Origin of the sequence: Kitasatospora sp. NPDC058048 (assembly GCF_042885555.1) — a bacterium.
In the GTDB taxonomy this organism is placed as follows: domain Bacteria; phylum Actinomycetota; class Actinomycetes; order Streptomycetales; family Streptomycetaceae; genus Kitasatospora; species Kitasatospora lactacystinica.
The window spans coordinates 141,119-167,803 of sequence record NZ_JBHVRT010000018.1; the positions used below are offsets into that span (position 1 = coordinate 141,119).

A 26,685-nucleotide genomic window follows, 5' to 3' on the forward strand; every position below is an offset into this window, starting at 1 on the left:
GCTCAGCCGGTGGCGGCGCCGGTCGGCCAGTAGCCGGGGACGGCGGGCTGCTGCCGGGGGACGTTGAACTGCTCGCCGGGGGCGGTCCAGAAGCCCTCGCGCAGGGAGAGTGCCATGCCCGCCCAGTCGAGCGCGGTCTCGACCGTGTGGTTGAGGGCCTCCTGCGACCAGGTGTCGTCGAAGACCAGCGGCAGGACGGGGGCGACCTGCTCGATGGTGGCGATCAGCGGGTTGTGGGTGATGGCCTCGTCGACCAGGAGGACGATCGGCTTGCGCAGCGCCGACGCCCAGCCGAGCTCCAGGCTCACGCCGGCCGAGAGGGGGGCGCCGACATAGGCGAACACGAGGTCGGCGGACTGGAGGGCGCGGAAGTCGGAGGGGACGCGGGGCTCCGGCGCGCGGCCGGAGATGGTCCAGGCGTCGCTGTGGTGCGCGCTGTACACGGCGGCACCGCTGCGCAGGAGGGTGGTGCGGAGCGTCGTCAGCCGCGTCCGGCTGGCGAGGGTCACCACGCTGTCGGCCGGCCCGGTCAGTCGCATCAGCGGGGCGGCCAGGAACACACGTGCACGCCGACCCTCAGGGGCCTGGCTGTCGTGGTGACGCAGGTAGGGCTCGGTCATGTCGACTCCGGGGAAAGGCCGACCGGGGGAGTGAGTGTCGGCGATGCGTTGGATGTGGTCTGCTCGGTGGACTGATGCCGCTGCTGAACGGTTTAGTATTTGACGGTACATTGGCAAGGTGTGGCACCCTGCCGAGACCATTGAGGGCGAACTGATCGTCCATCGCATCTCCGTGCCGCGTCCAGGGTTGGCCTGTGTCATCTGGATGACTGGCAGAGAGATGACGCACACCCCCGCATGCGGAAGCAGGTGACAGCCTCCCCCTGGCGTGGCACCATGTGGACCGTTATCCTGCTTGACGCTTCTAGTGGCGATTCTCCAGAAAAGTGAGGGCGTGACTGATATGCACCAATTTGTCCGCGTGGTTGTGCTTTCATTGGTTGCCGTCGCCGCCGTGCTCGGTGCCGGCTCTCTCGTGAGTGCTGCCGACTCGCACGACGCGATTGCCGTCAATGCCTCCGTGAGCATCGCAGACGACATCTCCTGGCAGTGAGCACGGCCGGGTAACCGCACGGCCGCGTGCCAGATTATTGACGGACCCGCCTGAAGCCGGCCGGGCGAGTCAGTCGGAAGTCCCCTGCGCCTTTCGGCCGAGGACATATCCGAGTTGGAATAGCGAGTCGACCTTGTAGTCGTCTCGCATTTCGGCTATATGTCTGGCCAATGTCCGCTCGCTAATTCCCAGGCGTCGCGCGATAACTCGGTGATTGGTCCCTTCGAGCATCTGGTCAATGATCGTCTGACGCAGGCGTGACACGACCTGCTGCGGCACCGTGCGGTCGCCCTCGAATTCCAGGGCCCGGCTCCAGTACTGCTCGAAGACCTCATTGGCAAGATAGTCGACGACGGCAGGGTCGTAGATGAAGGCCGCGAGGCTCATGTCATCGTCGATCGGGATCACTGCCACGCGCCGATCCATCACTATGAGCCGCGTATAGGGCTCGTCAAGAGTGCGGTACTGGCCGCCGACTTGGGCGAGTGTGGCGACGTAATCCCTGGTCGGCTGGTGGTACCGGGTACTGGCGTGGTAGATCGTCCGCATCTTCGTCCCGCTGCGGAGCGTCTCCAGATCGTATGCGATCATTCCGGCGAGAAGATCCGGCTGCCGGGGGCCGCCGGGTTGAAGCGCCAGGGCCTCCTCGAACCCGGAACCCCTGAACTGCTCCAGCCGCTGCCGAATGAGCGCCTTCCCCCGCACATGCTCTATGGACCCTCCGGACCGCTTCGGGGTGTGGAATTCCCGGGCGAGATCCTGCAGTTCGGAGGGGAGCGATACGGCGCGTGACAGGAGTTCCAGTGCCTGACGCTGCCACGAATGGCTGAGGCTTGTCGAGAGCTGCGCGGGGTCGGCGGCCACGAAAACATTCGGATCATCGCTGTCGGGTATGAGAAGGCCGATCCTCACCAGCTCGTCCCGCGCGGGATCACCCTGGTCGCCATCGGAGTCCAACGGCAGTTTGCCGTCTCCTCGGATGACGGCGAGATATAGCTCCCGTGCTTCTGGCGAGACGATGGTCAAGCCGGCGGCAAGGGGTTGCTCTCGTCCACTCATTCGCGACTCCTTGCCGTTACCGTGCTACCTGCGTCCCATCAGCGCTGGTGCTGAACGAGTTTTAGCATGCCAGATCTGGTGAGTCCCCCGGAGAGGGAATACGACCGCACTCTCTCACCGCACGGCAGCCGCCGGCACCCCCCGAGAGGAGGGGCCGGCGGCCGGTGGGTGTTTCGGTCAGCGCTTGGGGCGCCAGACGACGAGGGCGCTGGACTGCGGGGTGGGGGGCTGGTACGGGACGAGGTCGCGCCGATAGGAGGCGTGGACGGCGGCCTCGCGCTGCTGGAGGGCGGTGGCGGCGCCCTCCAGGGAGTCGACCAGTTCCGCGACCCGGGACCGCAGGGCGGTGACCTGGTTCTCCAGCTCGATGATCCGCTTGATGCCCGCCAGGTTGATGCCCTCGTCCTGGGAGAGCCGCTGGACCTCGCGCAGCTGCTGGATGTCGCGCGCGGAGTAGCGGCGGCCGCGGCCGGCGGTGCGGTCGGGGCAGACCAGGCCGAGGCGGTCGTACTGACGCAGGGTCTGCGGGTGCAGACCGGACAGTTCGGCGGCCACGGAGATGACGTACACCGGAGTGTCCTCGGTGAGGATGTACGTCGGCGGGGCCGCGGTGCGGCGGGTGCGGCGGGGGCCGGCGCCGGGCAGGCCCTCGCCGAGGCCGGGGCCGATCGGGGTGTCGGGGTCGATCGGGTTCATCGGGGACATCGGGGACATCTGGTCGTCACGCTCCCTTCGCCGCCCGGAACAGGGCGGCGCGCGGATCGTCGGAGGCGGTGGCCTCGCGGTACTGCTCAAGGGCGTTCAGCGCGTCGCCGGTGACGTGCTGGGGCACCACGACCTCGACGGTGACGAGGAGGTCGCCGCGGGTGCCGTCCTTGCGGGTGGCGCCCTTGCCGCGGGCGCGCATGGTGAGGCCGTTGGCGCTGCCCGGGGGCAGCTTGAGCTTCACGGTCGGGCCGTTCAGCGTGGGCACCTCGATGGTGGCGCCGAGCGCGGCTTCGGGGAAGGCCACCGGGACGGTCACGGTGAGGTTGTCGCCCTTGCGGCCGAAGACCGGGTGGGGGTCGACGTGCACGGTCACGTAGAGGTCGCCGGGCTGCCCGCCGCGCTCGCCCTGGGCGCCCTTGCCCTTGAGCCGGATGCGCTGGTCGGCCTGGACGCCGGCCGGGATCCGGACCTGCATGGTGCGGGCCGAGCTGGCCCGGCCGCTGCCGTGGCAGTCGGGGCACGGGTCGTCGACGATCATGCCCCGGCCGCGGCAGTCCTTGCACGGCTCGGAGAGGGCGAAGGCGCCCTGGCCGCGGCTGACGGTGCCCGCGCCGACGCAGGTCGGACAGACCCGCGGGGTGGTGCCGGACTTGGCGCCGGTGCCGTTGCAGCCCCGGCAGGGGGCCTGGCTGGTCATCCGCAGCGGGACGGTCGCGCCGTCCACCGCCTCCTCGAAGGAGAGCGTCACCTCGGTCTCGACGTCGGCGCCGCGCCGGGGCTGGGCCTGCCGGGTGCCGCCGCGGTTGAAGAGGCCGCCGAACACGTCGCCGAGGCCGCCGCCGGCCTGGCCGGCGCCGCCCTGGCTGCCGCTGAAGAGGTCGCCGAAGTCGAAGCTGTAGCTGCCGTTGCCGCCGGGGGCGCCGCCGGCCCGGAAGCCGCCGTTGGCGAAGAGGCTGCGGGCCTCGTCGTACTCCTTGCGGCGCTTCTCGTCGGAGAGGACGTCGTACGCCTCGGAGATGTCCTTGAACCGCTCCTCGGCCTTGGAGTCACCCTTGTTGGCGTCGGGGTGGAACTCGCGCGCGAGCTTGCGGTAGGTCTTCTTGATCTCGGTGGCGGTGGCGTCCTTGGGCACGCCGAGGACCTTGTAGTAGTCCTTCTCGACAAAGTCCTTGCCACTCATGGCTTCCGCCACCTCCCGATGTCCATCGTCACTGTGCTGTCAACAGCCGGTGAGCAAACGGCTGCTGACAGAGCGCTGCGGAGCCGGCCGCCGTACTGGCCGGCGTACGACTCCGCAGCGCACTGGTTGTCAGCTGTCACAGGTTGTCAGCTGTCCGAGTCACCGTCGGACTTGTCCGCGTCGGCGGACTTCGGCTCGGCGTCCGGGGCGGACGCCTGGCTGCCGGGCTGGGGCTCCGCGACGGCCACCATCGCCGGGCGGATGATCCGCTCGCCGATGCGGTAGCCGGGCTGGAGGATCTGCACGCAGGTGTCCTCGGTGACGTCCGAGGAGTAGCTGTGCATCAGCGCCTCGTGCATGGTCGGGTCGAAGGGCTCGCCCTCCTTGCCGAACTGCTGCAGGCCCAGCTTGGCGACGACCGTCTCCAGCGACTCGGCGACGGACTTGAAGCCGCCCGTGACCTCGCCGTGCTCGCGGGCGCGGCCGATGTCGTCCAGGACCGGGATCAGCGACTCCAGGATGTTGGAGACGGCGATCTCGCGGACGGTCAGCCGGTCGCGCTCGACGCGCTTGCGGTAGTTCTGGTACTCGGCCTGGAGGCGCTGGAGGTCACCGGTGCGCTCGGCGAGCTCGCGCTTGGCGGTGGCGAGGTCGTCCGAACCGGATTCCCCGGAGCCGGCCGCGGCGGCCTCCTCGGCAGCCTTGATCACGGCCTCTTCGGCGGCGGAGTCGTCGCCGGGCTTACCGCCCTGCGGCTTGTCCGTCATGCCGCACCGCCCTTGGGCTTCTCGTCGTCCACGATCTCGGCGTCGACGACGTCGTCGTCCTTGGCCTGGGCGGAGTCACCGGAGGGGGCGGCACCGGCAGCGGCGTCGGCGTTGGCGTACAGCGCCTGGCCGAGCTTCTGCGCGGTGGTGGAGACCTTCTCCGAGGCCTCGCGGATCTTCGCGATGTCCTCGCCCTTCAGGGCCTCCTTGAGCTCGCCGATGGCGGTCTCGACCTCGGTCTTGACGTCGCCCGGCAGCTTGTCGGCGTTGTCGGCGATGAACTTCTCGGTCGAGTAGACGAGCTGCTCGGCGGAGTTGCGGGTCTCCACGGCCTCGCGGCGCTTGTGGTCGTCCTCGGCGTACTGCTCGGCCTCGCGGCGCATGCGGTCGACCTCGTCCTTCGGCAGCGAGGAGCCGCCGGTGACGGTCATCTTCTGCTCCTTGCCGGTGCCGAGGTCCTTGGCACCGACGTGCATGATGCCGTTGGCGTCGATGTCGAAGGTGACCTCGATCTGCGGCAGGCCGCGCGGCGCCGGCGGCAGGCCGGTCAGCTCGAACATGCCGAGCTTCTTGTTGTACGCGGCGATCTCGCGCTCGCCCTGGTAGACCTGGATCTGCACGGACGGCTGGTTGTCCTCGGCCGTGGTGAAGATCTCGGAGCGCTTGGTCGGGATCGTGGTGTTGCGCTCGATCAGCTTGGTCATGATGCCGCCCTTGGTCTCGATGCCGAGGGACAGCGGGGTGACGTCGAGCAGCAGGACGTCCTTGACCTCGCCCTTGAGGACACCGGCCTGGAGCGCGGCGCCGATGGCGACGACCTCGTCCGGGTTGACGCCCTTGTTGGCGTCCTGGCCGCCGGTCAGCTCCTTGACGAGCTCGGCGACGGCCGGCATGCGGGTCGAGCCGCCGACGAGGACGACGTGGTCGATCTCGGAGAGCGAGATGCCGGCGTCCTTGATGACGTTGTGGAACGGGACCTTGCAGCGCTCCAGCAGGTCCGCGGTCAGCTGCTGGAACTGGGCGCGGGTGAGCTTCTCGTCCAGGTGCAGCGGGCCCTCGGCGGAGGCCGTGATGTACGGCAGGTTGATCGAGGTCTCGGAGGACGAGGACAGCTCGATCTTCGCCTTCTCGGAGGCCTCGCGCAGACGCTGCAGGGCCATCTTGTCCTTGGACAGGTCGACGCCGTGGCCGGCCTGGAAGACCTTGACCAGGTGGTCGACGACGCGCTGGTCCCAGTCGTCACCACCGAGGTGGTTGTCACCGTTGGTGGCCTTCACCTCGACGACCCCGTCGCCGATCTCCAGCAGGGAGACGTCGAAGGTGCCGCCGCCGAGGTCGAAGACCAGGATGGTCTGGTCGTCCTTGTCCAGGCCGTACGCGAGGGCGGCCGCGGTCGGCTCGTTGACGATGCGCAGGACGTTGAGGCCCGCGATCTCACCGGCCTCCTTGGTGGCCTGGCGCTCGGAGTCGTTGAAGTACGCCGGGACGGTGATGACGGCGTCGGTGACGGTCTCGCCCAGGTACGCCTCGGCGTCCCGCTTCAGCTTCTGCAGCACGAAGGCCGAGATCTGCTGGGGGTTGAAGTCCTTGCCATCGATGTTGATCTTCCACCCGGTGCCCATGTGGCGCTTGACCGAGCGGATGGTGCGGTCGACGTTGGTGACCGCCTGGCGCTTGGCCACCTCGCCGACCAGAACCTCGCCGTTCTTGGCGAAGGCCACGACGGACGGCGTGGTCCGCGCACCCTCGGCGTTCGTGATGACGGTGGGCTCGCCACCCTCCAGAACGCTGACGACCGAGTTCGTCGTACCGAGGTCGATGCCGACCGCGCGTGCCATCGTAGATACCTCCACGGAAGAGTTGAGCTTTACGGGCTCAAGGATGCATGACTCGGTGGGCGGCGTCAACAGGTATGAGTGCGGCTCGCTCAACTTTGCTGAGCGGATCGGTGGGCGCCCGCCGCCGGAGTGCCCCGCCGCGCCGTGGCGGGGTGCGCCCACGTGACTGCCGCCATAGCTTGGGAATCTTCTGGAGAACCGTTGTGCACCGGTAATGTCCGGGCCGTCGGCCCGGCAAGTTACCGACCAGTACACTCGGTTCCCGAAGAACGTGGAACCGCAGAGCCTGCTCAACCGCAAAGCCGCAGGAGACGGAGAGCCGATGCAGCTAGCAGCGATCGTCATCTCGCTGGTCACATTCGTGATCGGCACCGCGCTCGCCGCCCGTGCGGCGTTGTACATCTACAAGGTGGTCCGCACCGGTGCGCCGGACTCCACCCGCTTCGGGCAGCCCGCCCAGCGGGTGAAGACCGTCGCGACCGAGTTCGTCGGCCACACCAGGATGAACCGCTGGGGGATCGTCGGGATCGCCCACTGGTTCGTCGCGGTGGGCTTCTTCAGCCTGGTGCTGACCATCGTCAACGCCTTCGGCCAGCTCTTCGACGCCGACTTCGCGCTGCCGATCATCGGCCACTGGACGATCTGGCAGCTCTTCGTCGAGCTGGTCGGCACCCTGACCACCCTGGGCATCCTGGTCCTGATCGTGATCCGGCTGATGAGCCTGCCGTCCCGGTCGGGCCGCAAGTCCCGGTTCGCCGGCTCGATCGCCTGGCAGGCCTTCTACGTCGAGTACACGATCCTCGGCATCGGCCTGTGCATCCTGATGCTGCGCGGCCTGGAGGGCGCCCTCAACGGCGTCGACTCGTACGGGCCGGAGCACCTGGTCTCGTACCCGCTGGTCTCCGCGCTGAGCGGCCTGTCGCACGGCACGCTGGAGAACCTGATCTACCTGTTCGCGATGCTGAAGATCTGCATCTCGTTCGCGTGGGCGACCACCATCGGCCTCAACCCCTCGATGGGCGTGGCCTGGCACCGCTTCCTCGGCTTCTTCAACATCTACTTCAAGCGCGAGGAGGACGGCGGCACCGCGCTCGGCGCCCTCCGTCCGATGACCAGCGACGGTCAGCCGATCGACTTCGAGGACCCGGCCGAGGACGCCGTCTTCGGCGTCTCCCAGGTCGAGCACTTCTCCTGGAAGGGCATCCTCGACTTCTCCACCTGCACCGAGTGCGGCCGCTGCCAGTCGCAGTGCCCGGCCTGGAACACCGGCAAGCCGCTCTCGCCGAAGCTGCTGATCATGAGCCTGCGCGAGCACGCCTACGGCAAGGCGCCGTACCTGCTGGCCGGCGGCGGCAAGGACATGGAGGGCGAGGAGAAGGCCACCTCCGAGCAGCTCAAGGACGTCCCGGCGGCCGCCCTGGCCGAGGCCGCGCGCCCGCTGATCGGCACCGCCGAGGAGAACGGCGTCATCGACCCGGACGTGCTGTGGTCCTGCACCACCTGCGGCGCCTGCGTCGAGCAGTGCCCGGTGGACATCGAGCACATCGACCACATCGTCGACATGCGCCGCTACCAGGTGATGATCGAGTCCTCGTTCCCGACCGAGGCCGGGACGATGCTCAAGAACCTGGAGAACAAGGGCAACCCGTGGGGCATGGCCACCAAGGCCCGCCTGGACTGGGTCAAGGAGCTCAAGAAGGAGACCGGCATCGAGGTGCCGGTGATCGGTGAGGACATCGACCCCGCCGAGGTCGAGTACCTCTACTGGGTCGGCTGCGCCGGCGCCCTGGAGGACCGCGCCAAGAAGACCACCAAGGCCTTCGCGGAGCTGCTGCACACCGCGGGCGTGAAGTTCGCGATCCTCGGCAAGGAGGAGTCCTGCACCGGTGACTCCGCCCGCCGCCTGGGCAACGAGTTCCTGTTCCAGATGCTCGGCGCGCAGAACGTGGAGACGCTGAACGCGGCCCTGGAGGACGCCCCGGTCAAGCGGATCGTCGCCACCTGCCCGCACTGCTTCAACACCATCGCCAACGAGTACCCGCAGCTGGGCGGCCACTTCGAGGTCATCCACCACACCCAGCTGCTCCAGCACCTCATCGACGAGGGCAAGCTGATCCCGGTCAACCCGGTCGAGGGCCTGATCACCTACCACGACCCCTGCTACCTGGGCCGCCACAACAAGGTCTACAGCCCGCCGCGCGAGATCATGGACAAGGTCCCCGGTCTGCGCCAGCAGGAGATGCACCGGCACAAGGAGCGCGGCTTCTGCTGCGGCGCCGGCGGTGCCCGGATGTGGATGGAGGAGCGCATCGGCAAGCGGATCAACACCGAGCGCGTGGACGAGGCGCTGTCGCTCAACCCCGACATCGTCTCCACCGCCTGCCCGTTCTGCCTGGTGATGCTCTCCGACTCGGTCAACGGCAAGAAGAACGAGGGCGCGGCCAAGGAGCACCTGAAGGTGGTCGACGTGGCCCAGCTGCTGCTCGACTCGGTGAAGGCCCTCCCGCCGGCCGGGAGCGAGGAGCAGCCCGCGACGGTGGACGCGTAACGCCCGCCGCAGAGCCCGCTGTTCGACAGTTCTGCTACAACCGCCCGGCCCGGTGGACGCCCCGAACGCGCCCGCCGGGCCGGGCTTTTGGGCGGCCCGACGGCGCGCGCCGGTACGGCGGGCGTACGGGGAGTGACGGCAATCGCACAGGCGCCGGACGGGCATTCGGTCGGAAGCAAATACAGTAGGCCCGGACCGGCTTCGTGCCGGTCGACCCGTTCCGGACGGAAGCCCCGGACGGGTGGCGACCCGCGCCGGCCGGACGGCCGGGTCCAGACCGACGACGAGGTGTCGGCCCGCCGGGCCGGGCCGCAGAGACACAAGGGGAACAGCGCAGACCATGACCGAGGCGATCATGCTGGTCGGTGGTAAGGGCACGCGACTGCGTCCGCTGACCACCCACACCCCCAAGCCGATGCTGCCGGTGGCAGGCGTCCCGTTCATCGCGCACCAGTTGGCCCGCGCGGCCGCCGCCGGCGTCACACGCGTCGTGCTGGCCACGTCGTACCTGGCCGAGGTGTTCGAGGACCACTTCCAGGACGGCACCCCGTACGGCATCGAGCTGGTCTACCTGACCGAGCGCGAGCCGCTGGGCACCGGCGGGGCCATCCGCAACGCCGCGTCCGGGCTGACCTGCGGCCCGGACGAACCGGTCCTGGTCTTCAACGGCGACATCCTGTCCGGTGTCGACATCGCCGCCCTGCGCGACGGCCACGTGGCCGCCGGGGCCGACGTCACCCTGCACCTGACCCGGGTCGAGGACCCGCGCGCCTTCGGCCTCGTCCCGACCGACGAGGACGGGCGGGTGCTGGAGTTCCTGGAGAAGCCGGAGACCCCCGAGCAGATCGTCACCGACCAGATCAACGCCGGCTGCTACGTCTTCACCCGGTCCGTGATCGACCGCATCCCGGCCGGCCGCGAGGTGTCCGTCGAGCGCGAGACCTTCCCCGAGCTGCTGGCCACCGGCGCACTGCTGCGCGGCGTCGTCGACACCTCGTACTGGCTGGACCTGGGCACCCCGGCGGCCTTCGTCCGCGGCTCGGCCGACCTGGTGCTCGGCAAGGTCGACTCCCCGGCCGTCCCCGGCCCGACCGGCGACGCCCTGCTGCTGCCCGGCGCCACCGTCCACCCGGGCGCGGTGCTCAGCGGCGGCACCGTGGTCTCCGAGGACGCGGTGGTCGAGGCCGGCGCGATCGTCGAGGGCAGCGTGATCCTGCCGGGCGCGGTGATCGGCCCGGACACCCTGGTCAAGGACTCGATCGTGGGCGCCTTCGCCACCGTCGGCGACCGCTCGGCGCTGGACGGCGCGGTGATCGGCGACGGCGCGATCGTGGAGTCGGACAACGAGCTGCCGAACGGCATCCGGATCGCCTGCGGCACCCTGCTGCCGGTCGGCGCCGTCCGCACCACGGCCGGGCCGGGCGGCTGCCCGGCCGGCACCAGCGCGGCCGCGGCGGTGCACGGGCCGTCGGTCGGCGCGCAGCGGTAGCGCCTCCGGGGGCTGTCGGGCTCCCGGGGTGCCGGGCTCCCGGGGGTCGTTCCGGCGGGTTTTCGGCCCCGTTCGTCTCAGCCTCGCTGCAAACCGGCCCCGGCTCCGTCCGGGGCCGACGCGGGCCGGGCCGGGCGGGTACCTTCGGACCGTGGCTGGTAATCGATACGACAGCGGTCAGGGCGCCGACCGTCCGCACGGCGGGTGGTCGGCCCCTCCGCCGCCGTCGGTGCCCGGGGGGCACGGGGGGACGGACGGGCCGGAGTACTTCACGGCCCCGCACGCGGCGACGCCCGGCGGGCCCGCCGGCCCGCCCGGCGGTCCGGGGCACCCGGCGGGGGACGGGTACGACCCGTACGCGGCGGACCGGCCCGGCAGCACCCGGGCCTTCCCGACCGGCGACCCGTACGCGGACGGCGGCCCGTACGCGCAGCAGCCGCCGTACGGGCCCGCGCAGGGCTACGGCCCGGATCAGGGCTACGGTCCGGACCACGGGTACGGGCCCGACCAGGGGCACCAGCCCGATCACGGGTACGACCAGCAGCCGTACGGCCAGGACAACGTCGCCGTCTACCGGGCCGGCGGCCAGTCCGCCCCGCACGTCGCCGGGCCCCGGCCGCACTGGCGCGAGCTGTTCACCGGTCTGTTCCGCGCCCCGACCGCCATCTTCGACCGCACCCGCGACCACCAGGTCTGGCTGCCCGCCCTCACCGTCTCGCTGCTGTACGGCGCGCTCGCGGTGCTCGGCATCGGGCTGACCCACGACGACATCGTCAACTCGACCTTCACCGTGGCGCTCACCGGCATCCTCGCCGCCGCCATCGGCTTCACCGTGACCGGGGCGCTCTTCGGCGGAGTCACCTACGCGCTGGCCCGCCAGCTCGGCGGCGACGGTCCGTGGAAGGCGACCGTCGGCCTGGCCGCGCTGATCGGCTGGCTCACCGACGCGCCCCGGCTGCTGCTCGACCTGGTGCTGCCCTCCGGCAGCGCCGTCGTCCAGGTCGTCGGCTGGGCCACCTGGATGCTCTGCGCGTACCTGCTGACCAGCATGGTCCGGCGGCTGCACGACCTGCCCTGGGGCAAGGCCGCGGCCGCCTCGGCGGTACAGCTGGTCGCGCTGCTGGTGCTGATCAAGCTGCCGACGCTGGGCTGATCGCCCCGGCGGGCCGAGCCCTTCGGCGGGCGGACGGCTCCGGCGGGCTCCGGCGGGCGGAACCCTTCGGCGGGCGGAAGGCAGAATGGGGGCGGGCCGCGGCCGAGCGCCGGGCCCGCCCACCCTCGTCGTCCCACCTTCACCGGAGCCAGGAATGACCCTCCCCACCACCCACGTCAGCTTCCCGGCCGGGGCGGTGACCGGCGAGTCCCGGGTGCTCGCGGTGCACCCGCTGGCCGACGGCCGGTACGCCGTCGTCACCGAGGCGACCCCGTTCCACCCGCTCGACCACACCTGGCCGGACCAGCCGGCCGACCTCGGCACCCTGACCGTGGACGGCACCGGGCTGGCCGTCGTCGACTGCCTGACCGGCGCCGTCGGCCCGGACGGCGGGGAGCTGCTGGTCGGCGCCGACATCCCGGTCCGGCGCGGTGACGAGGAGTGGTCCTGGCTGGTCCTGCACGTCCTCGGCGGCGACCCCGGTGACATCGTCGGCCGCACCGCCGCGCTCGCCGTCGACGCCGACCGCCGGGGCGCCCTCAGCGCCTCGCACAGCGGCTGCCACCTGCTCGCCCTCGCCCTGAACGCCGCGCTCGCCCCGCGCTGGCGCAAGGACCCGGGCCGCTCGGACGCCTTCGGCCACCCCGACTTCGACAGCCTCGCCATGGCGAGCTCGGTGATGGACACCGCGGCCAGCACCGACACCTACCGGCTCGGCAAGTCGCTGAAGAAGAAGGGCTTCACGGTGGACGCCACCGAGGAGTTCCCGGCCCTCGCCGACGCCCTGCCGGCCCTCACCGAGGCCGTCAACGCCCGGCTGGCCGCCTGGGTCGCCGCGGACGCCCCGGTCCGCATCGAGGTGCCCGGCCCCGAGCTGACCGCCCGCCGCCAGTGGCACTGCGAGCTGCCCGAGGGCGGCGCGCAGATCGCCTGCGGCGGCACCCACCTGCACCACCTCGGCGAGCTGGCCGAGCTGCGCACCGAGCTGCGGCTGTCCGAGGACGGCACCGAGCTGGTCGCCGTCACCAGCCCGAAGCGGGCCTGAGGAACGCCGCGGGCGGCCACCCCTCCTTCCGACCTCGGAAGGGGGTGGCCGCCCGTCGTGCGTGCGCTCTGCGGAGCCCTTCGGCTCAGACCTTGGTGTGGTGGAAGTTCAGGTACGAGCGCGACGGCGTCGGGCCGCGCTGGCCCTGGTAGCGCGAGCCGTAGCGCTCCGAGCCGTACGGGTGCTCCGAGGGCGAGGAGAGCCGGAACAGGCACAGCTGCCCGATCTTCATGCCCGGGTACAGCTTGATCGGCAGCGTCGCGACGTTCGACAGCTCCAGCGTCACGTGGCCGCTGAAGCCGGGGTCGATGAAGCCGGCCGTGGAGTGGGTGAGCAGGCCCAGCCGGCCCAGGCTCGACTTGCCCTCCAGCCTGGACGCGACGTCGTCGGGCAGCGTGATGACCTCGTACGTCGAGGCCAGCACGAACTCGCCGGGGTGCAGGATGAACGCCTCGTCGCCCTCCGGCTCGACCAGCCGGGTCAGGTCCGGCTGCTCCTCCGAGGGGTCGATGTGCGGGTACTTGTGGTTCTCGAACACGCGGAAGAAGCGGTCGAGGCGCACGTCGATACTCGACGGCTGGATCATCGACGGGTCGAACGGGTCGACGACGACCCGGCCCCGGTCGATTTCGGTCCGGATGTCCTTGTCAGAGAGCAGCACGCTTCGAGGTTACGTGCAAGAAAGGGCCCCGGACGAATCCGCCCGGAGCCCGTCCGCCCTTCCGCCGGCCCTCAGGCCAGGAACTCCGCGGCCTCCAGCCGCATCGCCCGCGCCAGTTGCGGCTCCGACAGCTCCCGCACGTCGGCCAGCACCGAACTCCGCAGCCGTCCGCACTGCGGACATCGGATCAACCGCCCGGGGCCGATCCGGCCCGGACCGAGGTTCTGCATCGGGAACGTGGTGGTGCTGAACAGGTGCCCCTCGGCACAACGAACGACGGCGCGCTGCTCCATCGATCCCCTTCCCATCCCTAACCCAGTACTCACCCGTACTCACGTGCCCCGGCGGCCGAGCCCCGGGACAGCGTCACACGAAGGGATGTTCCGGACATTCCTCACCATGGCTCGCCGCCCCGGCCCCCACCCACCGGGGCACTCGCACGCGGCCCAAACAGTACGCCCCCGCACCCGCCCCACCGTGCTCCGCCACGTCCACCGACCCCCTGTGCAACCACCGTCGCAGATGGGGTACAGTGACACTGGATCGAGCGGTCTCTGACGGCTCATCAGGCGGGCGTAGTTTAATGGTAGAACATGAGCTTCCCAAGCTTAGAGCGCGAGTTCGATTCTCGTCGCCCGCTCCAGCAGTAAAGCCCCAGGCCAGTGGCCTGGGGCTTTCGCGTTGTCCGGGCCGATTCGAGCGCTGGTCGAAGCGGCGCAGCGGCGGAGCCGGCCGCGCCACACGAACCGGTGAATCGCGCGCGAAACCCAGGGCTCGTCGGGAGGTCGGGGGCTAGCGTTCGTGTGCCGGCGGCGGCGGCGGGCTTCCTGCCGAACCGGCGCTGTGGGTATCCGCCGGCGAGGTCCCCTCGGGGACGGGTGCCCACGAAACGCGTGCAGCCGTGTCGCGGGCGGCGTGTCCACCCCATCGAATCGAGGAGTTGTCCGAGCATGTCCACAGTCACGACGTCGGGAACCTGGACTGCTGTCACCCCGACCCCGCCCAACGTTTCGGGCCTCAACACCAGCGACATCACCTGGGGTGTCCCCGTCGGGGGCGGAAAGAGCGGTTATTCGTTCTCCGGTGGCACGGTCGAAGTGAAGGCCGACGGTTCAGAGGCGACACTTGGCACCTTCACCCACCAGAACTTCCCCATCATGGGCGGCGGCATCAACCAGTTCGATGTCGATCTGGTGGTCCGCATCCGGTTCGAAGAGGACGACAAGGACCGCGACTTCAGTTTCAGCTTCCACCACTTCGAGACGCCCAACGACGGCCCCACGCCCGATGACGAGGTCGATCTGCCCACGCGGGTGTCCCCGGAGAGCGTGACCATCGACGGCGAGGAATACGCCGCCGTGATCACCGGCTTCAAGCGGAACGGAGAGATCGTCAACAAGTTCCTCAGCCCGGAGAACGGCGCCAACAGCGCCGACATCGTCGCCGTGCTCTCCCGTGTGGGCGCCCCGGACGTGGTCATCACCCACGTCCACCACAAGGGCGAGGTCAAGTACACCCAGGCCGACGAGTACGTGGAGATCGTCAACCAGGGCACGGCGCACGCGGACATCTCCGGCTGGATCCTCTACGCCGACGACCCCGGCCAGAACTTCACCTTCCCGTCCGGCACCACGCTCAAGGCCGGTCAGCGGATCCGCATCCACACCAACGAAGTCCATGCCGAGTGGGGCGGCTACTCCTACGGCAGCGGACGCGCCATCTGGAACGACAAGGGCGACACCGCACACCTCTCCGACGCCGAGGGCGAACTGATCTCCGACTACAGCTACGGCACCGAGGCTCTCTGAAGTGCCGTCCCGGCCGGTTCGGGCCGCGTTGCCCGGGCCGGTTCGGGTGGTCAGTGGGGGAGGGCCCAGGCGGGGGTCCAGGTGTCCGGGGCGGCGGGGTCCGCGGGGGCGGCCGCGAGGTGGGCGCGGAGCGTGGGCAGCGCCGGGTGGGGGTTGTCGCGGTGCCAGAGGAGGGAGTGGGGGTAGACGGGCGTCGGGTCGGTCACCGGGATGCGGCGCAGGCCGTGGCCGGCGGGCCAGACGAGGCGGGTCCGCTCGCTCATGAAGGTGGCCAGGGCCGGGGTGTCGGCGATGGTGTCGAGGAGCACGTCGGAGCCGAAGTTGGGGCCGGTGGCCTCGATGGTGAGGCCGAACTCGGCGACCAGGTCGGCGTAGTAGGCGCCCCACTCGGTGCCGGGGGCGATGCCGGGCATCCAGATCCGGTGGCCGACCAGTTCGGCGACGGTCACGGACCCGGCGTCCGCGAGGGCGTGGTCGGGGCCGGTGAGGAGTTGGAGCGGTTCGTCGAGCACCCGGACGGACTCGATGTCCTCGGGCAGGGGCCTGCCGGGCGCGGCGACGGCGCGGAAGGACGCGTCTATCGTGCCGGAGCGGATGGCGGCGACGGCGGTGTCGATGTCGAACAGCATCAGCACGTCGAGGTCGATGTCGGGGTGGCTGCGGTGGAAGCCGCGCATCAGGCCCGAGACCGCGCCGCGTGAGTTGATCACGTCGACCCGCAGCGGGCGGCGGCCGGCGCGCACGGACGCGACCGCGCGCTCGGCGACCCGCAGCAGCTCGCGGGCGTGGGGCAGGAACGCCTGCCCGTCGATGGTGAGTTCGGCGCCGCGCGGGGTGCGGGTGAACAGCCGCACGCCGAGGTCGCGCTCCAGTGCGGCGATGCGCTTGGAGACGGCCTGCTGGGTGACGGACAGGTCGACGGCGGCCTTCTGGAACTGGCCGGCCTCCGCGATGGCGGCGAAGGTGCGCACTGCTTCGAGGTCCACGCGACCCACCTTAGGGAACAACCAGGGGTTGTGCGGAGTGGGTGAATCGGTTGTTTGACCTGCCGCAGCGGCGCCCGATTGGCTCTCACCGGTCAACCCCGGTTTGTTCGGCCGGGGTCGGGACGTCGAGGGGAGCGCACCGCGCATGACGGGCGGGAAACGGCTGGGCCGGCGGTTCGGATGGCTGTGGGCGGCGTACGCGGCGAGTGCGTACGGGTCCGGACTGGGGTTCGGGGCACTGCCGCTGATCGCCGTCCTGGTGCTGCACGCCGGGCCCGCCGAGGTGTCCGCGCTGTCCGCGGTGGGGCCCGCGGTGGGTGCGCTGGTCGCGGTGCCGCTCGCGCCGTGGGTGGAGTTCCGGCGCAAGCGGCCGGTGATGATCGCGACGGACCTGATCCGGTTCGCGGCCATGGCGACGATCCCGGTGGCCTACGCCTTCGGGTGGCTCGGCTTCGTCCAGCTGCTCGCGGTCTCGATCGTGATCGCCGCGGCCAAGATCGCGTTCGGCGCGGCCAGTGGGGCCTACCTCAAGGCGCTCGTCCGGCCGGAGGACCTGCTCGTGGCCAACGCACGCTTCGAGTCGACGAATTGGAGCTCCATCGCGATCGGGCCGCCGCTCGGCGGGGCGGCGATCGGCTGGTTCGGGCCGGTCACCACCGTGGTGGCCGACGCGCTCGGCTACCTGCTCTCCGCGCTGGGCGTCACCGCGATCCGCGACCGGGAGGAGCCGCCCGTCCGGGCCGGCGGGAACCCGCTCCGGGCCGGCGCGGTGCTCGACGGCTGGCGACACATCCTGGGCGACCCCGGTCTGCGGGCGCTCTACCTCAACAACATGCTCGTCGCCGGTCTGATCATGGCCACCGAGCCGGTGATCGCCGTCCTCCTCCTGCGCCAACTCCACTTCGCCCCTTGGGAGTACGGCCTCGCCTTCGCCGCCCCCTGCCTCGGCGGGCTGATCGGCTCCCGGCTGGCCCGGCGGGTCGTGGAGCGCCACGGGCGGGACCGGGTCTTCCGGGTCGTCGGCACCCTGCGGGCCGTCTGGCTGATCGGCCTGGTCTTCGTCCGCCCCGGCGTGGTCGGGCTCGTCACCGTGATGGCCGTCGAGCTGGCGATCATCATCAACATGAGCCTGTTCAACCCGGTGCTCGCCACCTACCGGCTCGAACGCACGCCCAAGCACCTCGTCGCCCGCACCCTGTCGGCCTGGTCGATCGGCCAGCAGGCGTCCATCGCCGTCTGCACCGCGCTCGGCGGGCTGCTCGCCGACGCCACCGGCCCGCGCACCGCCCTCACGGTCGCGGGACTGCTCATCCTCGCCACCCCCTTCCTGCTTCCCCGACCCGACCGGACGCGGCCGGACGCCGTACCGGGCACCCCACCGGCCGCACCATCCGTACGGAGGACACCCGCATGAGCACCGACCGGGCACTCGAACCCGCGCACACCGCCCTCCTCGTCCTGGACTGCCAGCCCGCGATCCTGGCCGCGCTGCCCGGGGACGGGGACCGCGAGGCCCTGCTCGGCCGCGTGGCCGGGGCGATCGCCGACGTCCGCGCCGGGGGCGGCACCGTCGCCCACGTACGCGTCGGCTTCACCGAGGCCGACTGGGACGCCGTCCCGGCCGCCAACACCACCTTCGCCCCGCTGGCCCGGCACCGCGCCATGCACCACGAGGACCCGGCCGCCGCCGTCCACGAGGACCTGGCGCCCGGGGACGGCGACATCCTCGTGCGCAAGACCCGCTACGGGGCCCTGTCCACCACCGACCTCGACCGGCGGCTGCGCGAGCGCGGCATCACCACGCTGGTCGTCTGCGGCCTCGCCACCGGCGGCGCCGTCCTGTCCACCGTCCTCGACGCGGCCGACCGCGACTACCGGCTCCTCGTCCTGTCCGACGGCGTCGCCGACCCGGACCCGGAGGTCCACGAGGTCCTGCTCCGCCGGGTCCTCCCCTCCCGGGCCGACGTCGTCGACACCGCCGGGCTGCGCGCCCTGCTCCGGGGCGACTGACGGGCCCGAACCCGTCCCGCCCCCGCACGCCGTGCCCACCCGGCGCGGGTGTGCGGCGAGCCCCGGCGCGACCCGGCCCCGCCGACAGACGCCCGCAGACGGCCGACAGCCGCAGGCCGACCGGCCCGCGGCTGTCGTGCGGCCTCCGGGTGGGCCGGAGCCGGCAGTGGATCAGCGGCGGGCGGCGAGGCCCTCCAGGGCGGGGACCAGGGTGGCCGGGGTGGGCAGGGCGGCGTTGTCGGCCTGCAGGCGGCGGGCGGCGTCGCGCAGCGCGGCGTCGGTGAGGACGCGGGTGAGCAGCGGGGTGTCGACGGCGTCGGAGGTGGAGCTCAGGGCGGCGCCGGTGGCGGTGATGGCGTCGGCGTTGAGGAAGTGGTCCGCGCCCTGGGGGAGCAGCAGCTGGGGCAGGCCCGCCTGGAGGGCGGTCAGCATGGTGCCCGAGCCGCCGTGGTGGATCAGCGCGTCGGCGCGGCCGAGCAGTTCGTTGAGCGGGACCCAGGGCAGGCCGCGGACGTTGGCGGGCAGGGTGCCGAGCGGGGCGAGGTCGGCGCTGCCGACCGCGAGCAGGAAGTCGGCGTCGACCTCGGCCGCCGCCTCGACCAGGCGGACCACCGCGCGGACGCCGTCGAGCTCGGCGAGCACGGTGCCCAGGGTGACGACCGCCCGCGGGCGGTCGGCCTTGCGGAGGAACTCGGCCGGGACGATGCCGCCACCGTTGTACGGGACGTAGCGCATCGGCAGGCCGTCCGGGTCGCCGCCGAGCGGGCCGACGTTGAGTACCGCGGTGATGTCCGGGCCGGTCAGGCCGCGCTCCTCGTACAGGTCGGACACGTGGGAGGCCACCAGCTCGGCCATGGGACGGCCGGGGCTGGCACCGAAGTTCTGCACCACCGACGGGATCTTGAGCTGGGCGGCGACCAGCGGGGCGGCGGCGGCGAAGGAGTCGTGGACGATCAGGTCGGCGCCCCAGTCGGTGGCGGCCGCCAGCAGGCCGTCCACGTCGGGACGGGAGGCGCGTGCGAACATCGCGGCCGCCATGTCGAGGATCTCGTCCTGGGTCCTGTTCTGGTTGACGTACTCGACCTTGCCGCCGAGAGCCTCCTCGATGATCTCCCGCAGGCTCCGGCCGTCGCCGATCTGGACGACGGGGAAGCCCGCGGACCGGATCAGCTCGATCGGCTGTCCGACGGCGAACAGGACCTCGTGCCCGACGGCGCGCAGCGCCTGGGCGGTGGGCACCATCGGGTAGAGGTGACCGGCCGCGGTGGGGCCGGTGAAGAGTATGCGCATGGCGGTCTCCTTGCGAATGTCGCTGACAAGGCAGTCTCACCTTTGAAGTTGACGTTCAGTCAATTTGATAAGGATCGCCATGCGCGGTAATCGGCCTTTCTGGAGCAGGGCTTGCCTCTCGGGCAACGGTGTGCTCCGCGCGCCGGTCGCCCGGGCCGTGCGCGCCCGCCGACCGGACCCCCCGTACGCCGCCGCCCGCTCCCTCCCGGCGGTCGGTTGCGCGGCGGCCGGTCGTACGGCGGTCGGTTGTGCGACGGTCGGTCGTGCGGCGGTCGGTCACGCGGCCGTGAGGAAGTCCCGGACGGCGCCGGTGAAAGCCTCGGTCTCCTCGGCGAGCACGATGTGGCCGGTGTCGAACTCGGCGTAGGCGCTGCCGGGCAGGGCGGTGTGCAGCCGGCGGGCGTTCTCCACCGGGACGGTGGCGTCCTGGGTGCAGCCGATCACCAGGGCGGGCGCCTGGACGCGCGGGAGCAGCGGGCCGAGGTCCAGTCCGAGGTTGAGGGCGATGTGCCGCAGGGTGCCCGGAGTCGGCCGCATGTAGGCGGTGTTGGCCTGGACGGCGGCGCGCCCGATCCGGTCGAGGAAGCCGCGGCTGAAGGCGGTGAGGGTGGCGTAGCCGCCGAACGCGGCGGGGTGGTCGGCGAGCGAGAGCCAGGTGGCCATGGAGAGCCGCAGGTACTCGTCCTGTTCCGCGCTGATCCAGCCGGCGGCGGCGATCAGCCGGCGTACCCGCTCGGGGTGCAGGGCGGCGGTCGCGGTGGCGACGACGGCGCCGAGCGAGAAGCCGAGGACGTCGGCGGGGCCGCGGCCGGCGTCCTCGATCACGGCGGCGACCTGGGCGGCCAGCGCCTCCAGGGTGAGCGGCGCGCCGTCGTCGTCGGCGGCCTCGCTGCCGGAGAGGTCGGGCAGCAGCACGGTGCAGCGGTCGGTGAAGGCGTCCAGCAGGCCGTCCCACATGGCCGAGCCGGGGCCGGTGCCGTGCACCAGGACGAGGGTGTCGGGGCCGTCGCCGACGACGCGGTAGGGGATGCGGGCGGTGCCGACGGTGATGACGGGCATGGCGGGTCCTCTCGACAGGGGGCGGACGGTGGGTCAGGAGACGTGCGGCAAGCGGCTGGACGGCGGTTTCGGACCGGCGGACCGGCGGCTCGGCACGAGAAGTAAACTACACGGTGCAGATCAGTGATTCAACTGCACCGTGCAGTGCACTTTGAGGGTGTGGGAACGGTGAGGGATGGAGCCGGGAGGGGAACTGCCCGTACCCGCCCGCCGTCCAAGCAGTGACGGAATGCCTGCCCGGGTTGAACACCGGGAGGAGTACGGAGGGCCCTGTGCAGTCAGGTGGTGCCGAGCTGAACGTCGGATGTCCGGGCGGCGGCCCCGGGGGCGCGCGGGTCGCGCCGGTCCGTCGGTCCGGGTCCGGGCCGGGGGCGGAGCCGGGGGTGACGGTCGATCAACTCGACGCCGCCGAGCGCTGCGAGACGCTGCTCCAGGACACCCTGGACGCCGTCCGTCCGGCGCCGGTCTGGCAGGGGGCGCCCGCACGGGCGGGGGCGCGGCTGCCGCTGCCGGGGCGCGAGTCGGAGCTGCTCTGGTACGTCACCCGGGGCCGGGACCTCCTCACCGTCGTCTCGCTGCCCCGGCGGGCGGTGCTCGCGGACGTGGTGGAGCAGCACTGGCGGCGGCGCGGCTGGACGATCACCTCGCTGAACGCCGGCCAGGAGCGCCCGGGCGTCGCCGCGACCACCCCGGACGGCTACCGGCTGGCACTGCGCTTCGGCGAGTCGGGCGAGGCCGGGCTGACCGCGAGTTCGCCCGGAGTGGCCCGCTCGGAGCGGGGCCCGGTGCTGTCCGGGAGCGTCGACCACTGCGCGCCGCCGCTGCCGTACGTCCGCTGTCCGTACTGGAGCGCCCTGGCGTAGGTGCCGGAACGCGCCGGGACTCGCCGGGGAGGCCGGAGGGGCCGGCGGAAGGGGACCGGGGGAGGCGTGGAGCGAGTCCCCCCGGACCCGCTCCACGCCGCCTCGTCGCGCGGCTTCGGCGCTGCCGCTCCCCCCGACACCCCGGGCAAACCCGCCGTTCCCCCCTGGCCACACCCTCCGGCGAGAGCGGTCCGCACAGGCCCCGGCGAGCCCCCACCCCCCGGGGACGTCGTTGATCTCAAACTAACAAACCGCGTGGTTGGTTTGTCAATAGCGAAATCCACGAAACATCCACATTGTGGCGAGGGCCTCGGCGGAACCCGAAAAGGCCTCGGACCAGGGAGTTGTGGCCGATCCGGGACGGCCGGCGACCGAGCCGCCCGCACCGGGCCGGTGGAGCTCACGGGCGGGCATCGGCTCGGAATCCGACATTCCGAGCATCATGGCAGCACGCAGTGACACCGGGCGAGCGCCCAGCGCAGCCGGGAGAACGGGGAGCGGGGGAGCGGAAAGCGGGGGTGGGCGGCCTCAGCGCAGCAGCCGGCGCTCCTTCGCCACCGCCACCGCGCCCGCCCGGGTGTCCACGCCCAACTTGTCGTAGATCCGGCCGAGGTGCGTTTTCACCGTGGCCTCGCTGATGAACAGCGCCCGGGCGATCTCCCGGTTGCCCAGCCCCTGCGCCAGCTGTTCGAGGATGTCCTGCTCGCGTTCGGTGAGCTGCGGTGAGGGCGCCCGCATCTGCGCCATCACCCTGGAGGCGACCGGCGGCGAGAGCACCGTGCGGCCCCGCGCGGCCGCGTGCACGGCGGCGAACAGCTCCTCCGGCCGTTCGGCCTTCAGCAGGTAGCCGGTGGCGCCGGCGGCGATGGCCCGGGTGATGTCGGCGTCCGTGTCGTAGGTGGTGAGCACCAGGACGTGCGGTCCGCCCGGGGCGGCGGTGATCCGCCGGGTGGCCTCCACCCCGTCGATGCCGTCGCCGAGTTGGAGGTCCATCAGCACGACCTGCGGCGCCAGCCGGGCGGCCAGCGCGACGGCCTCCTCCCCGGTGCTCGCCTCGCCGACCACCTCGATGTCGCCGGCGCTCGCCAGCAACGCCAGCAGGCCGGCCCGCACCACGGCGTGGTCGTCGCAGACCAGCAGGCGGACCGGGGTCGTCCGGACGGGAGTCGTGCTCATCTCTGCTCCAAGGTCATGGCTGCTCCGGGCCGGTCGCCGCCGCGCCGGGTGCACGGGTGCTCCGCACTCATCGCTGCGTCAGGGGGATCGCGGCGGAGACGACGGTGCCCTCACCGGGCGTGCTCTCCACGGTCAGCCTGCCACCCAGCTGCCGCAGCCGGGCCCGCATCGCCGGCAGGCCGTACCCGCGCCCGCCCCCGGGCCCGGCCGCGTCCGGGTCGAAGCCCTGTCCGTCGTCGGCGATGTCCAGCACGGCCTGGTCGCCGAGGAAGGACAGCGTGATCGCGGCGGCCGAAGCCCCGGCGTGCTCACGGACGTTGGCCAGTGCGCCCTGGGCGATCCGCAGCAGCGCGGACTGTGCGGCCGCGGGCAGCGGCACCGGCGTGCCGTCCAGGTGGAAACGGACCGGCAGCCCGCTCTCGGTGGACTCCCGCTCGGCCAGCGACCGCAGTGCCCGGTCGAGGGTGCGGCCGTCGGACAGCTCCACCGGGGCGAGGTCGTGGACGAAGCGGCGGGCCTCGGCCAGGTTCCGGGCCGCCACCTCGGCGGCGGTGCGGACGTGGGTGCGGGCGGTCGCCGGGTGGGTGTCCCAGGTGCGCTCGGCGGCCTGGAGCAGCATCTGCTGACTGGACAGGCCCTGCGCCAGGGTGTCGTGGATCTCCATCGCCAGCCGCTCGCGCTCGGCCAGGGTGCCCTCCCGCCGCTCGGTGGCGGCGAGTTCGCGCCGGGTGCGGACCAGATCGGCGATCAGCGCGCGCTGCCGGGCGGCCTGCCGGGCCATGACGAGGAAGACGCCGGTGGCGAGCCCGGCCACCGCGGGCGGCAGCAGGACCAGCGTGGCGTCGGTGCCGCCGGGCAGCCGGATCTCGGCGATCACCACCAGCAGGGTCAGCGCCCCGACCAGCGGGATGGCCGCCCTCGCCGGCAGCACCCGCAGCACGCTGTAGATCAGCGGGACGGCGCACCAGGCGAAGCTCGGCGCGAGCAGCACCAGCACCACCCAGAGGGCCACCACCAGGGCCAGCGGCCACCGGCGGGGCCGGCCCGGGGCGGGCGGACGGCGGTGGTCGAGCCAGGACCCGGCCGGCCGGGCGACCGCGAGGGCGGCGCTCAGCCCGATCACCCAGGGCGCCTGCGCGGTGCCGGAGTGGTGGCTGAGGTAGCGGTTGAGCGAGGCGGCGAGCAGCAGCAGGAAGGCGGAGTCCAGCAGCAGTGCCAACCGGCCCGCGTCCGGGTCGCCGGTGTCGCGGGTGTCGTCGGTGCCGGTGCCGGTGCGGGTGCCGAGGGCGTCCCGGCGGCCGGCGCCGGTGCGGTCCGCAGCGCCGCGGCCGGCGGTCGGGCGGGGCTGCTGCACGGGTGGCTCCTGGCTGAACGGGTGGTGCGGGCGCGGTCGGCACGGGCCCGGACCGGCCTGCACCGGCCCGTACCGTCGCGGCGCCGCCCCGCACCGACCTGCGTCGATCCCTCGATGGTGACCCGTCCGGCCCGGGGCCGCATCAGCCGATCGGTTGACCCCGGCGTCCACCATCATGCCCGGACGTCCGCGCCGGACCGTCGATGTGGCGGCGCCTTCCCCGGGCGGAGGATCGAAGCACGCCGCCGGGCGATCCCCCCAACGGCCCGGCGGCCCCCGACCCCCCGCCACCCCCGCCACACCCACCCCGCAGATCCGCTGAGGAGCTGGACCATGAAGAAGACCTCCGTGCGCACCCGGGTGCTGACCGGCACCGTCGCCGCCGCCGCGCTCGCCGCCGCCACCGTGGGCGCCGTCTCGGCGAGCGCCGAGTCCACCGACACCCCGGCCGTCCCGGTGGCGGCGAAGGCCGACACCCAGAACAAGAACCTGGCCGCGAGCAGCGGCCTGACCATCGACGCCGCCACCCGCGCCGCCCAGGCGGCCCTGGACGCGGCCACCAAGGCCGGCCAGCACGTGTCGGTCGCGGTCGTCGACCGCGACGGTGTCACCCGGGTGCTGCTGAAGGGCGACGGCGCCGGCCCGCAGGCCCCGGTCTCGGCCGAGCGCAAGGCCTTCACCGCGGTGTCCTGGAACGCCCCGACCTCGGAGCTGGCCAAGCGGCTGGCCCAGGCCCCGAACCTGAAGGACATCCCGGGCACCCTGTTCCTGGCCGGCGGTGCCCCGATCCAGTCGAAGGGCGCTCCGATCGCGGCCGTCGGCGTCGCGGGTGCGCCCAGCGGCGACCTGGACGAGCAGTTCGCGCAGGCCGGCGTCGCCGAGCTGGCGAAGTGACGTGAGCCCGGCCGCCGGACCGCCCCGTGCGAGGGGAGGGCCGGCGGCCGGGTCATGGTCTCGTTCGGGTGAACACCGGGAGGGTCGCCGCAGAACACGGGATGACCCTTCGAAAAGCCGGTGCCACTGTCAGTGGCGCGTGGCAGGCTTCCCGGTATGACGGCGTGGACCCTCAACGACATCGAACGTGCGATCCGCTCCTCCTGGGGTGTCGACACCTGTGCGCCCGAGGATCTGGCCCACTGGCGTCCCGACAATCCCGCCCGCGGCCAGTGCGGGGTGACGGCGATGGTGGTGCACGACCTGCTCGGCGGCGAGCTCATGATGGGCGAGGTGTACGTCGACGGGGTGCGGACGGACCTCCACTGGTGGAACCGTTTCGCCACCGGCTTCGAGATCGACCTCACCCGTGAGCAGTTCGGGCCGGACGAACTGGTCGGTCCCGGCCGCCCGGTGGCCCGACCGGCCCGCCCCGGCCGGCTCCAGGCCCAGTACGAGCTGCTGCGCGGCCGGGTGGTCGCCGAACTGGAGCGCGGGGCGGCCGACGACCGCACCCCGATGCCGGCCCGCGCCTGCGCGTGAGCCGCTGCCCGGCCGCGGGTGCGCCGCCCGGGTCACCGGCCGGCCCGCGGGCGTTCTGACGTACAGTCGGTCGTGCACGAGCAGGTGCGGCGACGGGAGTGCGGGGATGACCGGGCGGACGATCGGCTTCGTGGGGCTGGGTTCGATGGGGCGCGGCATGGCCGGCAGCCTGCTGCGGGCCGGCCACACCGTACGGGTCTGGAACCGCTCGCCCGGGCCGGTGGCCGCCATGGTGGCCGAGGGCGCGGAGGCGGCCGACTCGCTCGCCGAGGTGTTCGCCGCCGACACGGTGGTCTCCATGCTCGCCAACGACACGGCGGTCGAGCAGCTGCTCGACCCCGCGCTGCTGGCCGGCGCCGCGGCGACCCTGCACGTCAACATGGCCACCGTCTCGCTCGCCCTCGCCGAGCGGGCCGAGGAGCGGTACGCCGAGCACGGCATCGGCTACGTCGCCGCGCCCGTCCTCGGCCGTCCGCCGGTCGCGGCGGAGGGGCGGCTGAACATCCTGGTCGCGGGCGCGCCCGAACTGCTGGAACGGGCCGAGCCGCTGTTCGCCGCGATGGGCGAGCGCACCTGGCACTTCGGTGAGAGCCCCCGGCAGGCCAACACGGCCAAGATCAGCGCCAACTTCCTGATCGCCTGCGCGATCGAGTCGATGGCCGAGGCGTGCAGTCTGGCCGAGGCGCACGGCGTCCGGCCGACCGACCTGGTGGAGATGCTCAGCGGGACGCTCTTCCCCGGGCCGATCCACAGCGGCTACGGCTCGATGGTGGCCGAGCGCCGCTACGAGCCGGCGGGGTTCCGGCTGCCGCTCGGACTCAAGGACGTCGGCCTCGCGCTGGAGGCGGGGGCCGCGCGCAACGTTCCGCTGCCGTTCGGCAGCATCCTGCGGGACGCCTTCCTGGACGCGCTGGCCCACGGCGACGGGGACAAGGACTGGGCGGCCGTCGCGGCCGTCGCCCGCCGCCGGGCCGGACTGCCCGACTGACCGTCGGCCGAGCCGGCCCCCGGCCCGCGCCCGGTGCTCCGCGCCCGCGGTTTGGCATGGGCGCGGAATAAACCGGCGTTCGAGGGCTGCTCACTCCTGCGTCCGCACCGTACC

Annotated in this window: 24 protein-coding genes, 1 tRNA gene and 1 pseudogene; 13 read left to right on the top strand and 13 right to left on the bottom strand. The window is 72.2% G+C overall.

Translation table 11 applies throughout. The annotated features are described in order from the left end of the window. Positions 1 to 2 precede the first annotated feature (2 nt). The gene (locus tag ACFVVA_RS20675) at positions 3 to 620 is read right to left on the bottom strand and encodes a hypothetical protein (RefSeq protein ID WP_143204511.1); all 618 of its coding nucleotides are present in this window, start codon (positions 618 to 620) and stop codon (positions 3 to 5) included. Between the two features lie 307 nt (positions 621 to 927). Here ACFVVA_RS20675 and ACFVVA_RS20680 point away from each other — a divergent pair, with 307 nt between their 5' ends. Beyond that, entirely contained in the window at positions 928 to 1,113 is a 186-nt protein-coding gene (locus ACFVVA_RS20680; protein ID WP_387691400.1) for a hypothetical protein, read from the top strand. A 69-nt stretch (positions 1,114 to 1,182) separates the two neighbouring features. On the opposite strand, the gene ACFVVA_RS20685 is transcribed toward ACFVVA_RS20680, so the two are convergent. The 5 genes from ACFVVA_RS20685 to dnaK all read right to left on the bottom strand — a co-directional run bounded on the left by ACFVVA_RS20685 (position 1,183) and on the right by dnaK (position 6,665). Continuing rightward, positions 1,183 to 2,172 carry a hypothetical protein gene (locus tag ACFVVA_RS20685; protein WP_387691401.1) on the bottom strand — a complete coding sequence of 330 codons (990 nt, stop codon included), beginning with the start codon at positions 2,170 to 2,172 and terminating at the stop codon, positions 1,183 to 1,185. Positions 2,173 to 2,349: 177 nt separating this feature from the next. Beyond that, positions 2,350 to 2,877, bottom strand: coding sequence for a heat shock protein transcriptional repressor HspR (locus ACFVVA_RS20690; protein ID WP_387691452.1), 528 nt, complete (start codon positions 2,875 to 2,877; stop codon positions 2,350 to 2,352). A 16-nt stretch (positions 2,878 to 2,893) separates the two neighbouring features. Beyond that, complete coding sequence (gene dnaJ, locus ACFVVA_RS20695) at positions 2,894 to 4,060, bottom strand: molecular chaperone DnaJ (protein WP_387691403.1); 1,167 nt, start codon at positions 4,058 to 4,060, stop codon at positions 2,894 to 2,896. Between the two features lie 146 nt (positions 4,061 to 4,206). After that, positions 4,207 to 4,827 carry a nucleotide exchange factor GrpE gene (gene grpE, locus ACFVVA_RS20700; RefSeq protein ID WP_387691405.1) on the bottom strand — a complete coding sequence of 207 codons (621 nt, stop codon included), beginning with the start codon at positions 4,825 to 4,827 and terminating at the stop codon, positions 4,207 to 4,209. Then, positions 4,824 to 6,665, bottom strand: a complete 1,842-nt coding sequence (gene dnaK, locus ACFVVA_RS20705) for a molecular chaperone DnaK (RefSeq protein ID WP_359897741.1) — start codon at positions 6,663 to 6,665, stop codon at positions 4,824 to 4,826. Before dnaK ends, grpE begins: the two co-directional genes overlap by 4 nt. A gap of 322 nt (positions 6,666 to 6,987) precedes the next feature. Between dnaK and ACFVVA_RS20710 the strand changes: the two genes are divergently transcribed. The 4 genes and pseudogenes from ACFVVA_RS20710 (at position 6,988) to ACFVVA_RS20725 (ending at position 12,900) form a co-directional block, all read left to right on the top strand. Next, positions 6,988 to 9,213, top strand: coding sequence for a heterodisulfide reductase-related iron-sulfur binding cluster (locus tag ACFVVA_RS20710; RefSeq protein ID WP_387691407.1), 2,226 nt, complete (start codon positions 6,988 to 6,990; stop codon positions 9,211 to 9,213). Between the two features lie 340 nt (positions 9,214 to 9,553). Beyond that, a pseudogene (locus tag ACFVVA_RS20715) lies at positions 9,554 to 10,618 on the top strand (sugar phosphate nucleotidyltransferase); the annotation flags it as partial. A gap of 235 nt (positions 10,619 to 10,853) precedes the next feature. Next, complete coding sequence (locus ACFVVA_RS20720; RefSeq protein WP_387691409.1) at positions 10,854 to 11,855, top strand: YIP1 family protein; 1,002 nt, start codon at positions 10,854 to 10,856, stop codon at positions 11,853 to 11,855. A gap of 154 nt (positions 11,856 to 12,009) precedes the next feature. Next, positions 12,010 to 12,900, top strand: coding sequence for a metal-dependent hydrolase (locus ACFVVA_RS20725; RefSeq protein ID WP_387691411.1), 891 nt, complete (start codon positions 12,010 to 12,012; stop codon positions 12,898 to 12,900). Positions 12,901 to 12,985: 85 nt separating this feature from the next. Here the strand turns inward: ACFVVA_RS20725 and dcd are convergent, their stop codons facing one another. Next, complete coding sequence (gene dcd, locus ACFVVA_RS20730) at positions 12,986 to 13,561, bottom strand: dCTP deaminase (protein WP_380548121.1); 576 nt, start codon at positions 13,559 to 13,561, stop codon at positions 12,986 to 12,988. Positions 13,562 to 13,632: 71 nt separating this feature from the next. Beyond that, positions 13,633 to 13,854, bottom strand: coding sequence for a hypothetical protein (locus ACFVVA_RS20735; protein WP_380351225.1), 222 nt, complete (start codon positions 13,852 to 13,854; stop codon positions 13,633 to 13,635). A 276-nt stretch (positions 13,855 to 14,130) separates the two neighbouring features. Between ACFVVA_RS20735 and ACFVVA_RS20740 the strand changes: the two genes are divergently transcribed. Together ACFVVA_RS20740 and ACFVVA_RS20745 are read left to right on the top strand one after the other, a co-directional pair. Next, positions 14,131 to 14,204: transfer RNA gene (locus ACFVVA_RS20740), tRNA-Gly, on the top strand. A 307-nt stretch (positions 14,205 to 14,511) separates the two neighbouring features. Continuing rightward, positions 14,512 to 15,369: a choice-of-anchor K domain-containing protein gene (locus ACFVVA_RS20745; protein ID WP_387691413.1), complete on the top strand. Its 858-nt coding sequence runs from the start codon at positions 14,512 to 14,514 to the stop codon at positions 15,367 to 15,369. Positions 15,370 to 15,419: 50 nt separating this feature from the next. On the opposite strand, the gene ACFVVA_RS20750 is transcribed toward ACFVVA_RS20745, so the two are convergent. After that, positions 15,420 to 16,355 (bottom strand): LysR family transcriptional regulator, encoded by a 936-nt coding sequence (locus ACFVVA_RS20750; RefSeq protein ID WP_387691415.1) that lies wholly within the window; start codon positions 16,353 to 16,355, stop codon positions 15,420 to 15,422. A 145-nt stretch (positions 16,356 to 16,500) separates the two neighbouring features. Here ACFVVA_RS20750 and ACFVVA_RS20755 point away from each other — a divergent pair, with 145 nt between their 5' ends. Together ACFVVA_RS20755 and ACFVVA_RS20760 are read left to right on the top strand one after the other, a co-directional pair. Further along, positions 16,501 to 17,769 carry an MFS transporter gene (locus ACFVVA_RS20755; protein ID WP_387691416.1) on the top strand — a complete coding sequence of 423 codons (1,269 nt, stop codon included), beginning with the start codon at positions 16,501 to 16,503 and terminating at the stop codon, positions 17,767 to 17,769. After that, entirely contained in the window at positions 17,766 to 18,365 is a 600-nt protein-coding gene (locus ACFVVA_RS20760) for a cysteine hydrolase family protein (protein WP_387691418.1), read from the top strand. Before ACFVVA_RS20755 ends, ACFVVA_RS20760 begins: the two co-directional genes overlap by 4 nt. Before the next feature lie 171 nt (positions 18,366 to 18,536). On the opposite strand, the gene ACFVVA_RS20765 is transcribed toward ACFVVA_RS20760, so the two are convergent. Continuing rightward, the gene (locus tag ACFVVA_RS20765; protein WP_387691420.1) at positions 18,537 to 19,655 is read right to left on the bottom strand and encodes a nucleotide disphospho-sugar-binding domain-containing protein; all 1,119 of its coding nucleotides are present in this window, start codon (positions 19,653 to 19,655) and stop codon (positions 18,537 to 18,539) included. A gap of 276 nt (positions 19,656 to 19,931) precedes the next feature. Beyond that, positions 19,932 to 20,714 (bottom strand): alpha/beta fold hydrolase, encoded by a 783-nt coding sequence (locus ACFVVA_RS20770; RefSeq protein ID WP_387691422.1) that lies wholly within the window; start codon positions 20,712 to 20,714, stop codon positions 19,932 to 19,934. A gap of 383 nt (positions 20,715 to 21,097) precedes the next feature. On the opposite strand from ACFVVA_RS20770, the gene ACFVVA_RS20775 reads away from it, so the two are divergent. Next, positions 21,098 to 21,577 (top strand): hypothetical protein, encoded by a 480-nt coding sequence (locus ACFVVA_RS20775; RefSeq protein ID WP_387691424.1) that lies wholly within the window; start codon positions 21,098 to 21,100, stop codon positions 21,575 to 21,577. 528 nt (positions 21,578 to 22,105) lie between these two features. On the opposite strand, the gene ACFVVA_RS20780 is transcribed toward ACFVVA_RS20775, so the two are convergent. Together ACFVVA_RS20780 and ACFVVA_RS20785 are read right to left on the bottom strand one after the other, a co-directional pair. Continuing rightward, on the bottom strand, positions 22,106 to 22,753 hold the full coding sequence (locus ACFVVA_RS20780) for a response regulator (RefSeq protein ID WP_380549859.1): 648 nt from the start codon (positions 22,751 to 22,753) through the stop codon (positions 22,106 to 22,108). Positions 22,754 to 22,820: 67 nt separating this feature from the next. Then, positions 22,821 to 24,107, bottom strand: coding sequence for a sensor histidine kinase (locus ACFVVA_RS20785; RefSeq protein ID WP_387691426.1), 1,287 nt, complete (start codon positions 24,105 to 24,107; stop codon positions 22,821 to 22,823). 333 nt (positions 24,108 to 24,440) lie between these two features. Between ACFVVA_RS20785 and ACFVVA_RS20790 the strand changes: the two genes are divergently transcribed. The 3 genes from ACFVVA_RS20790 to ACFVVA_RS20800 all read left to right on the top strand — a co-directional run bounded on the left by ACFVVA_RS20790 (position 24,441) and on the right by ACFVVA_RS20800 (position 26,571). Further along, a complete protein-coding gene (locus ACFVVA_RS20790; RefSeq protein ID WP_387691428.1) occupies positions 24,441 to 25,001 on the top strand; it encodes a heme-binding protein in 561 nt (186 codons plus the stop codon). A gap of 156 nt (positions 25,002 to 25,157) precedes the next feature. Further along, complete coding sequence (locus tag ACFVVA_RS20795; RefSeq protein WP_387691430.1) at positions 25,158 to 25,583, top strand: hypothetical protein; 426 nt, start codon at positions 25,158 to 25,160, stop codon at positions 25,581 to 25,583. A 106-nt stretch (positions 25,584 to 25,689) separates the two neighbouring features. Continuing rightward, positions 25,690 to 26,571 (top strand): NAD(P)-dependent oxidoreductase, encoded by an 882-nt coding sequence (locus tag ACFVVA_RS20800; RefSeq protein ID WP_387691432.1) that lies wholly within the window; start codon positions 25,690 to 25,692, stop codon positions 26,569 to 26,571. Positions 26,572 to 26,685 lie beyond the last annotated feature (114 nt).

Bases quoted from the DNA above. Each gene is read 5' to 3' on its own strand.
- ACFVVA_RS20675 (WP_143204511.1), bottom strand. From the start codon at position 620: ATGACCGAGCCCTACCTGCGTCACCACGACAGCCAGGCCCCTGAGGGT.
- ACFVVA_RS20685 (WP_387691401.1), bottom strand. From the start codon at position 2,172: ATGAGTGGACGAGAGCAACCCCTTGCCGCCGGCTTGACCATCGTCTCG.
- ACFVVA_RS20690 (WP_387691452.1), bottom strand. From the start codon at position 2,877: ATGTCCCCGATGAACCCGATCGACCCCGACACCCCGATCGGCCCCGGC.
- dnaJ (WP_387691403.1), bottom strand. From the start codon at position 4,060: ATGAGTGGCAAGGACTTTGTCGAGAAGGACTACTACAAGGTCCTCGGC.
- grpE (WP_387691405.1), bottom strand. From the start codon at position 4,827: ATGACGGACAAGCCGCAGGGCGGTAAGCCCGGCGACGACTCCGCCGCC.
- dnaK (WP_359897741.1), bottom strand. From the start codon at position 6,665: ATGGCACGCGCGGTCGGCATCGACCTCGGTACGACGAACTCGGTCGTC.
- ACFVVA_RS20710 (WP_387691407.1), top strand. From the start codon at position 6,988: ATGCAGCTAGCAGCGATCGTCATCTCGCTGGTCACATTCGTGATCGGC.
- ACFVVA_RS20725 (WP_387691411.1), top strand. From the start codon at position 12,010: ATGACCCTCCCCACCACCCACGTCAGCTTCCCGGCCGGGGCGGTGACC.
- ACFVVA_RS20735 (WP_380351225.1), bottom strand. From the start codon at position 13,854: ATGGAGCAGCGCGCCGTCGTTCGTTGTGCCGAGGGGCACCTGTTCAGC.
- ACFVVA_RS20745 (WP_387691413.1), top strand. From the start codon at position 14,512: ATGTCCACAGTCACGACGTCGGGAACCTGGACTGCTGTCACCCCGACC.
- ACFVVA_RS20755 (WP_387691416.1), top strand. From the start codon at position 16,501: ATGACGGGCGGGAAACGGCTGGGCCGGCGGTTCGGATGGCTGTGGGCG.
- ACFVVA_RS20760 (WP_387691418.1), top strand. From the start codon at position 17,766: ATGAGCACCGACCGGGCACTCGAACCCGCGCACACCGCCCTCCTCGTC.
- ACFVVA_RS20765 (WP_387691420.1), bottom strand. From the start codon at position 19,655: ATGCGCATACTCTTCACCGGCCCCACCGCGGCCGGTCACCTCTACCCG.
- ACFVVA_RS20770 (WP_387691422.1), bottom strand. From the start codon at position 20,714: ATGCCCGTCATCACCGTCGGCACCGCCCGCATCCCCTACCGCGTCGTC.
- ACFVVA_RS20780 (WP_380549859.1), bottom strand. From the start codon at position 22,753: ATGAGCACGACTCCCGTCCGGACGACCCCGGTCCGCCTGCTGGTCTGC.
- ACFVVA_RS20790 (WP_387691428.1), top strand. From the start codon at position 24,441: ATGAAGAAGACCTCCGTGCGCACCCGGGTGCTGACCGGCACCGTCGCC.
- ACFVVA_RS20795 (WP_387691430.1), top strand. From the start codon at position 25,158: ATGACGGCGTGGACCCTCAACGACATCGAACGTGCGATCCGCTCCTCC.
- ACFVVA_RS20800 (WP_387691432.1), top strand. From the start codon at position 25,690: ATGACCGGGCGGACGATCGGCTTCGTGGGGCTGGGTTCGATGGGGCGC.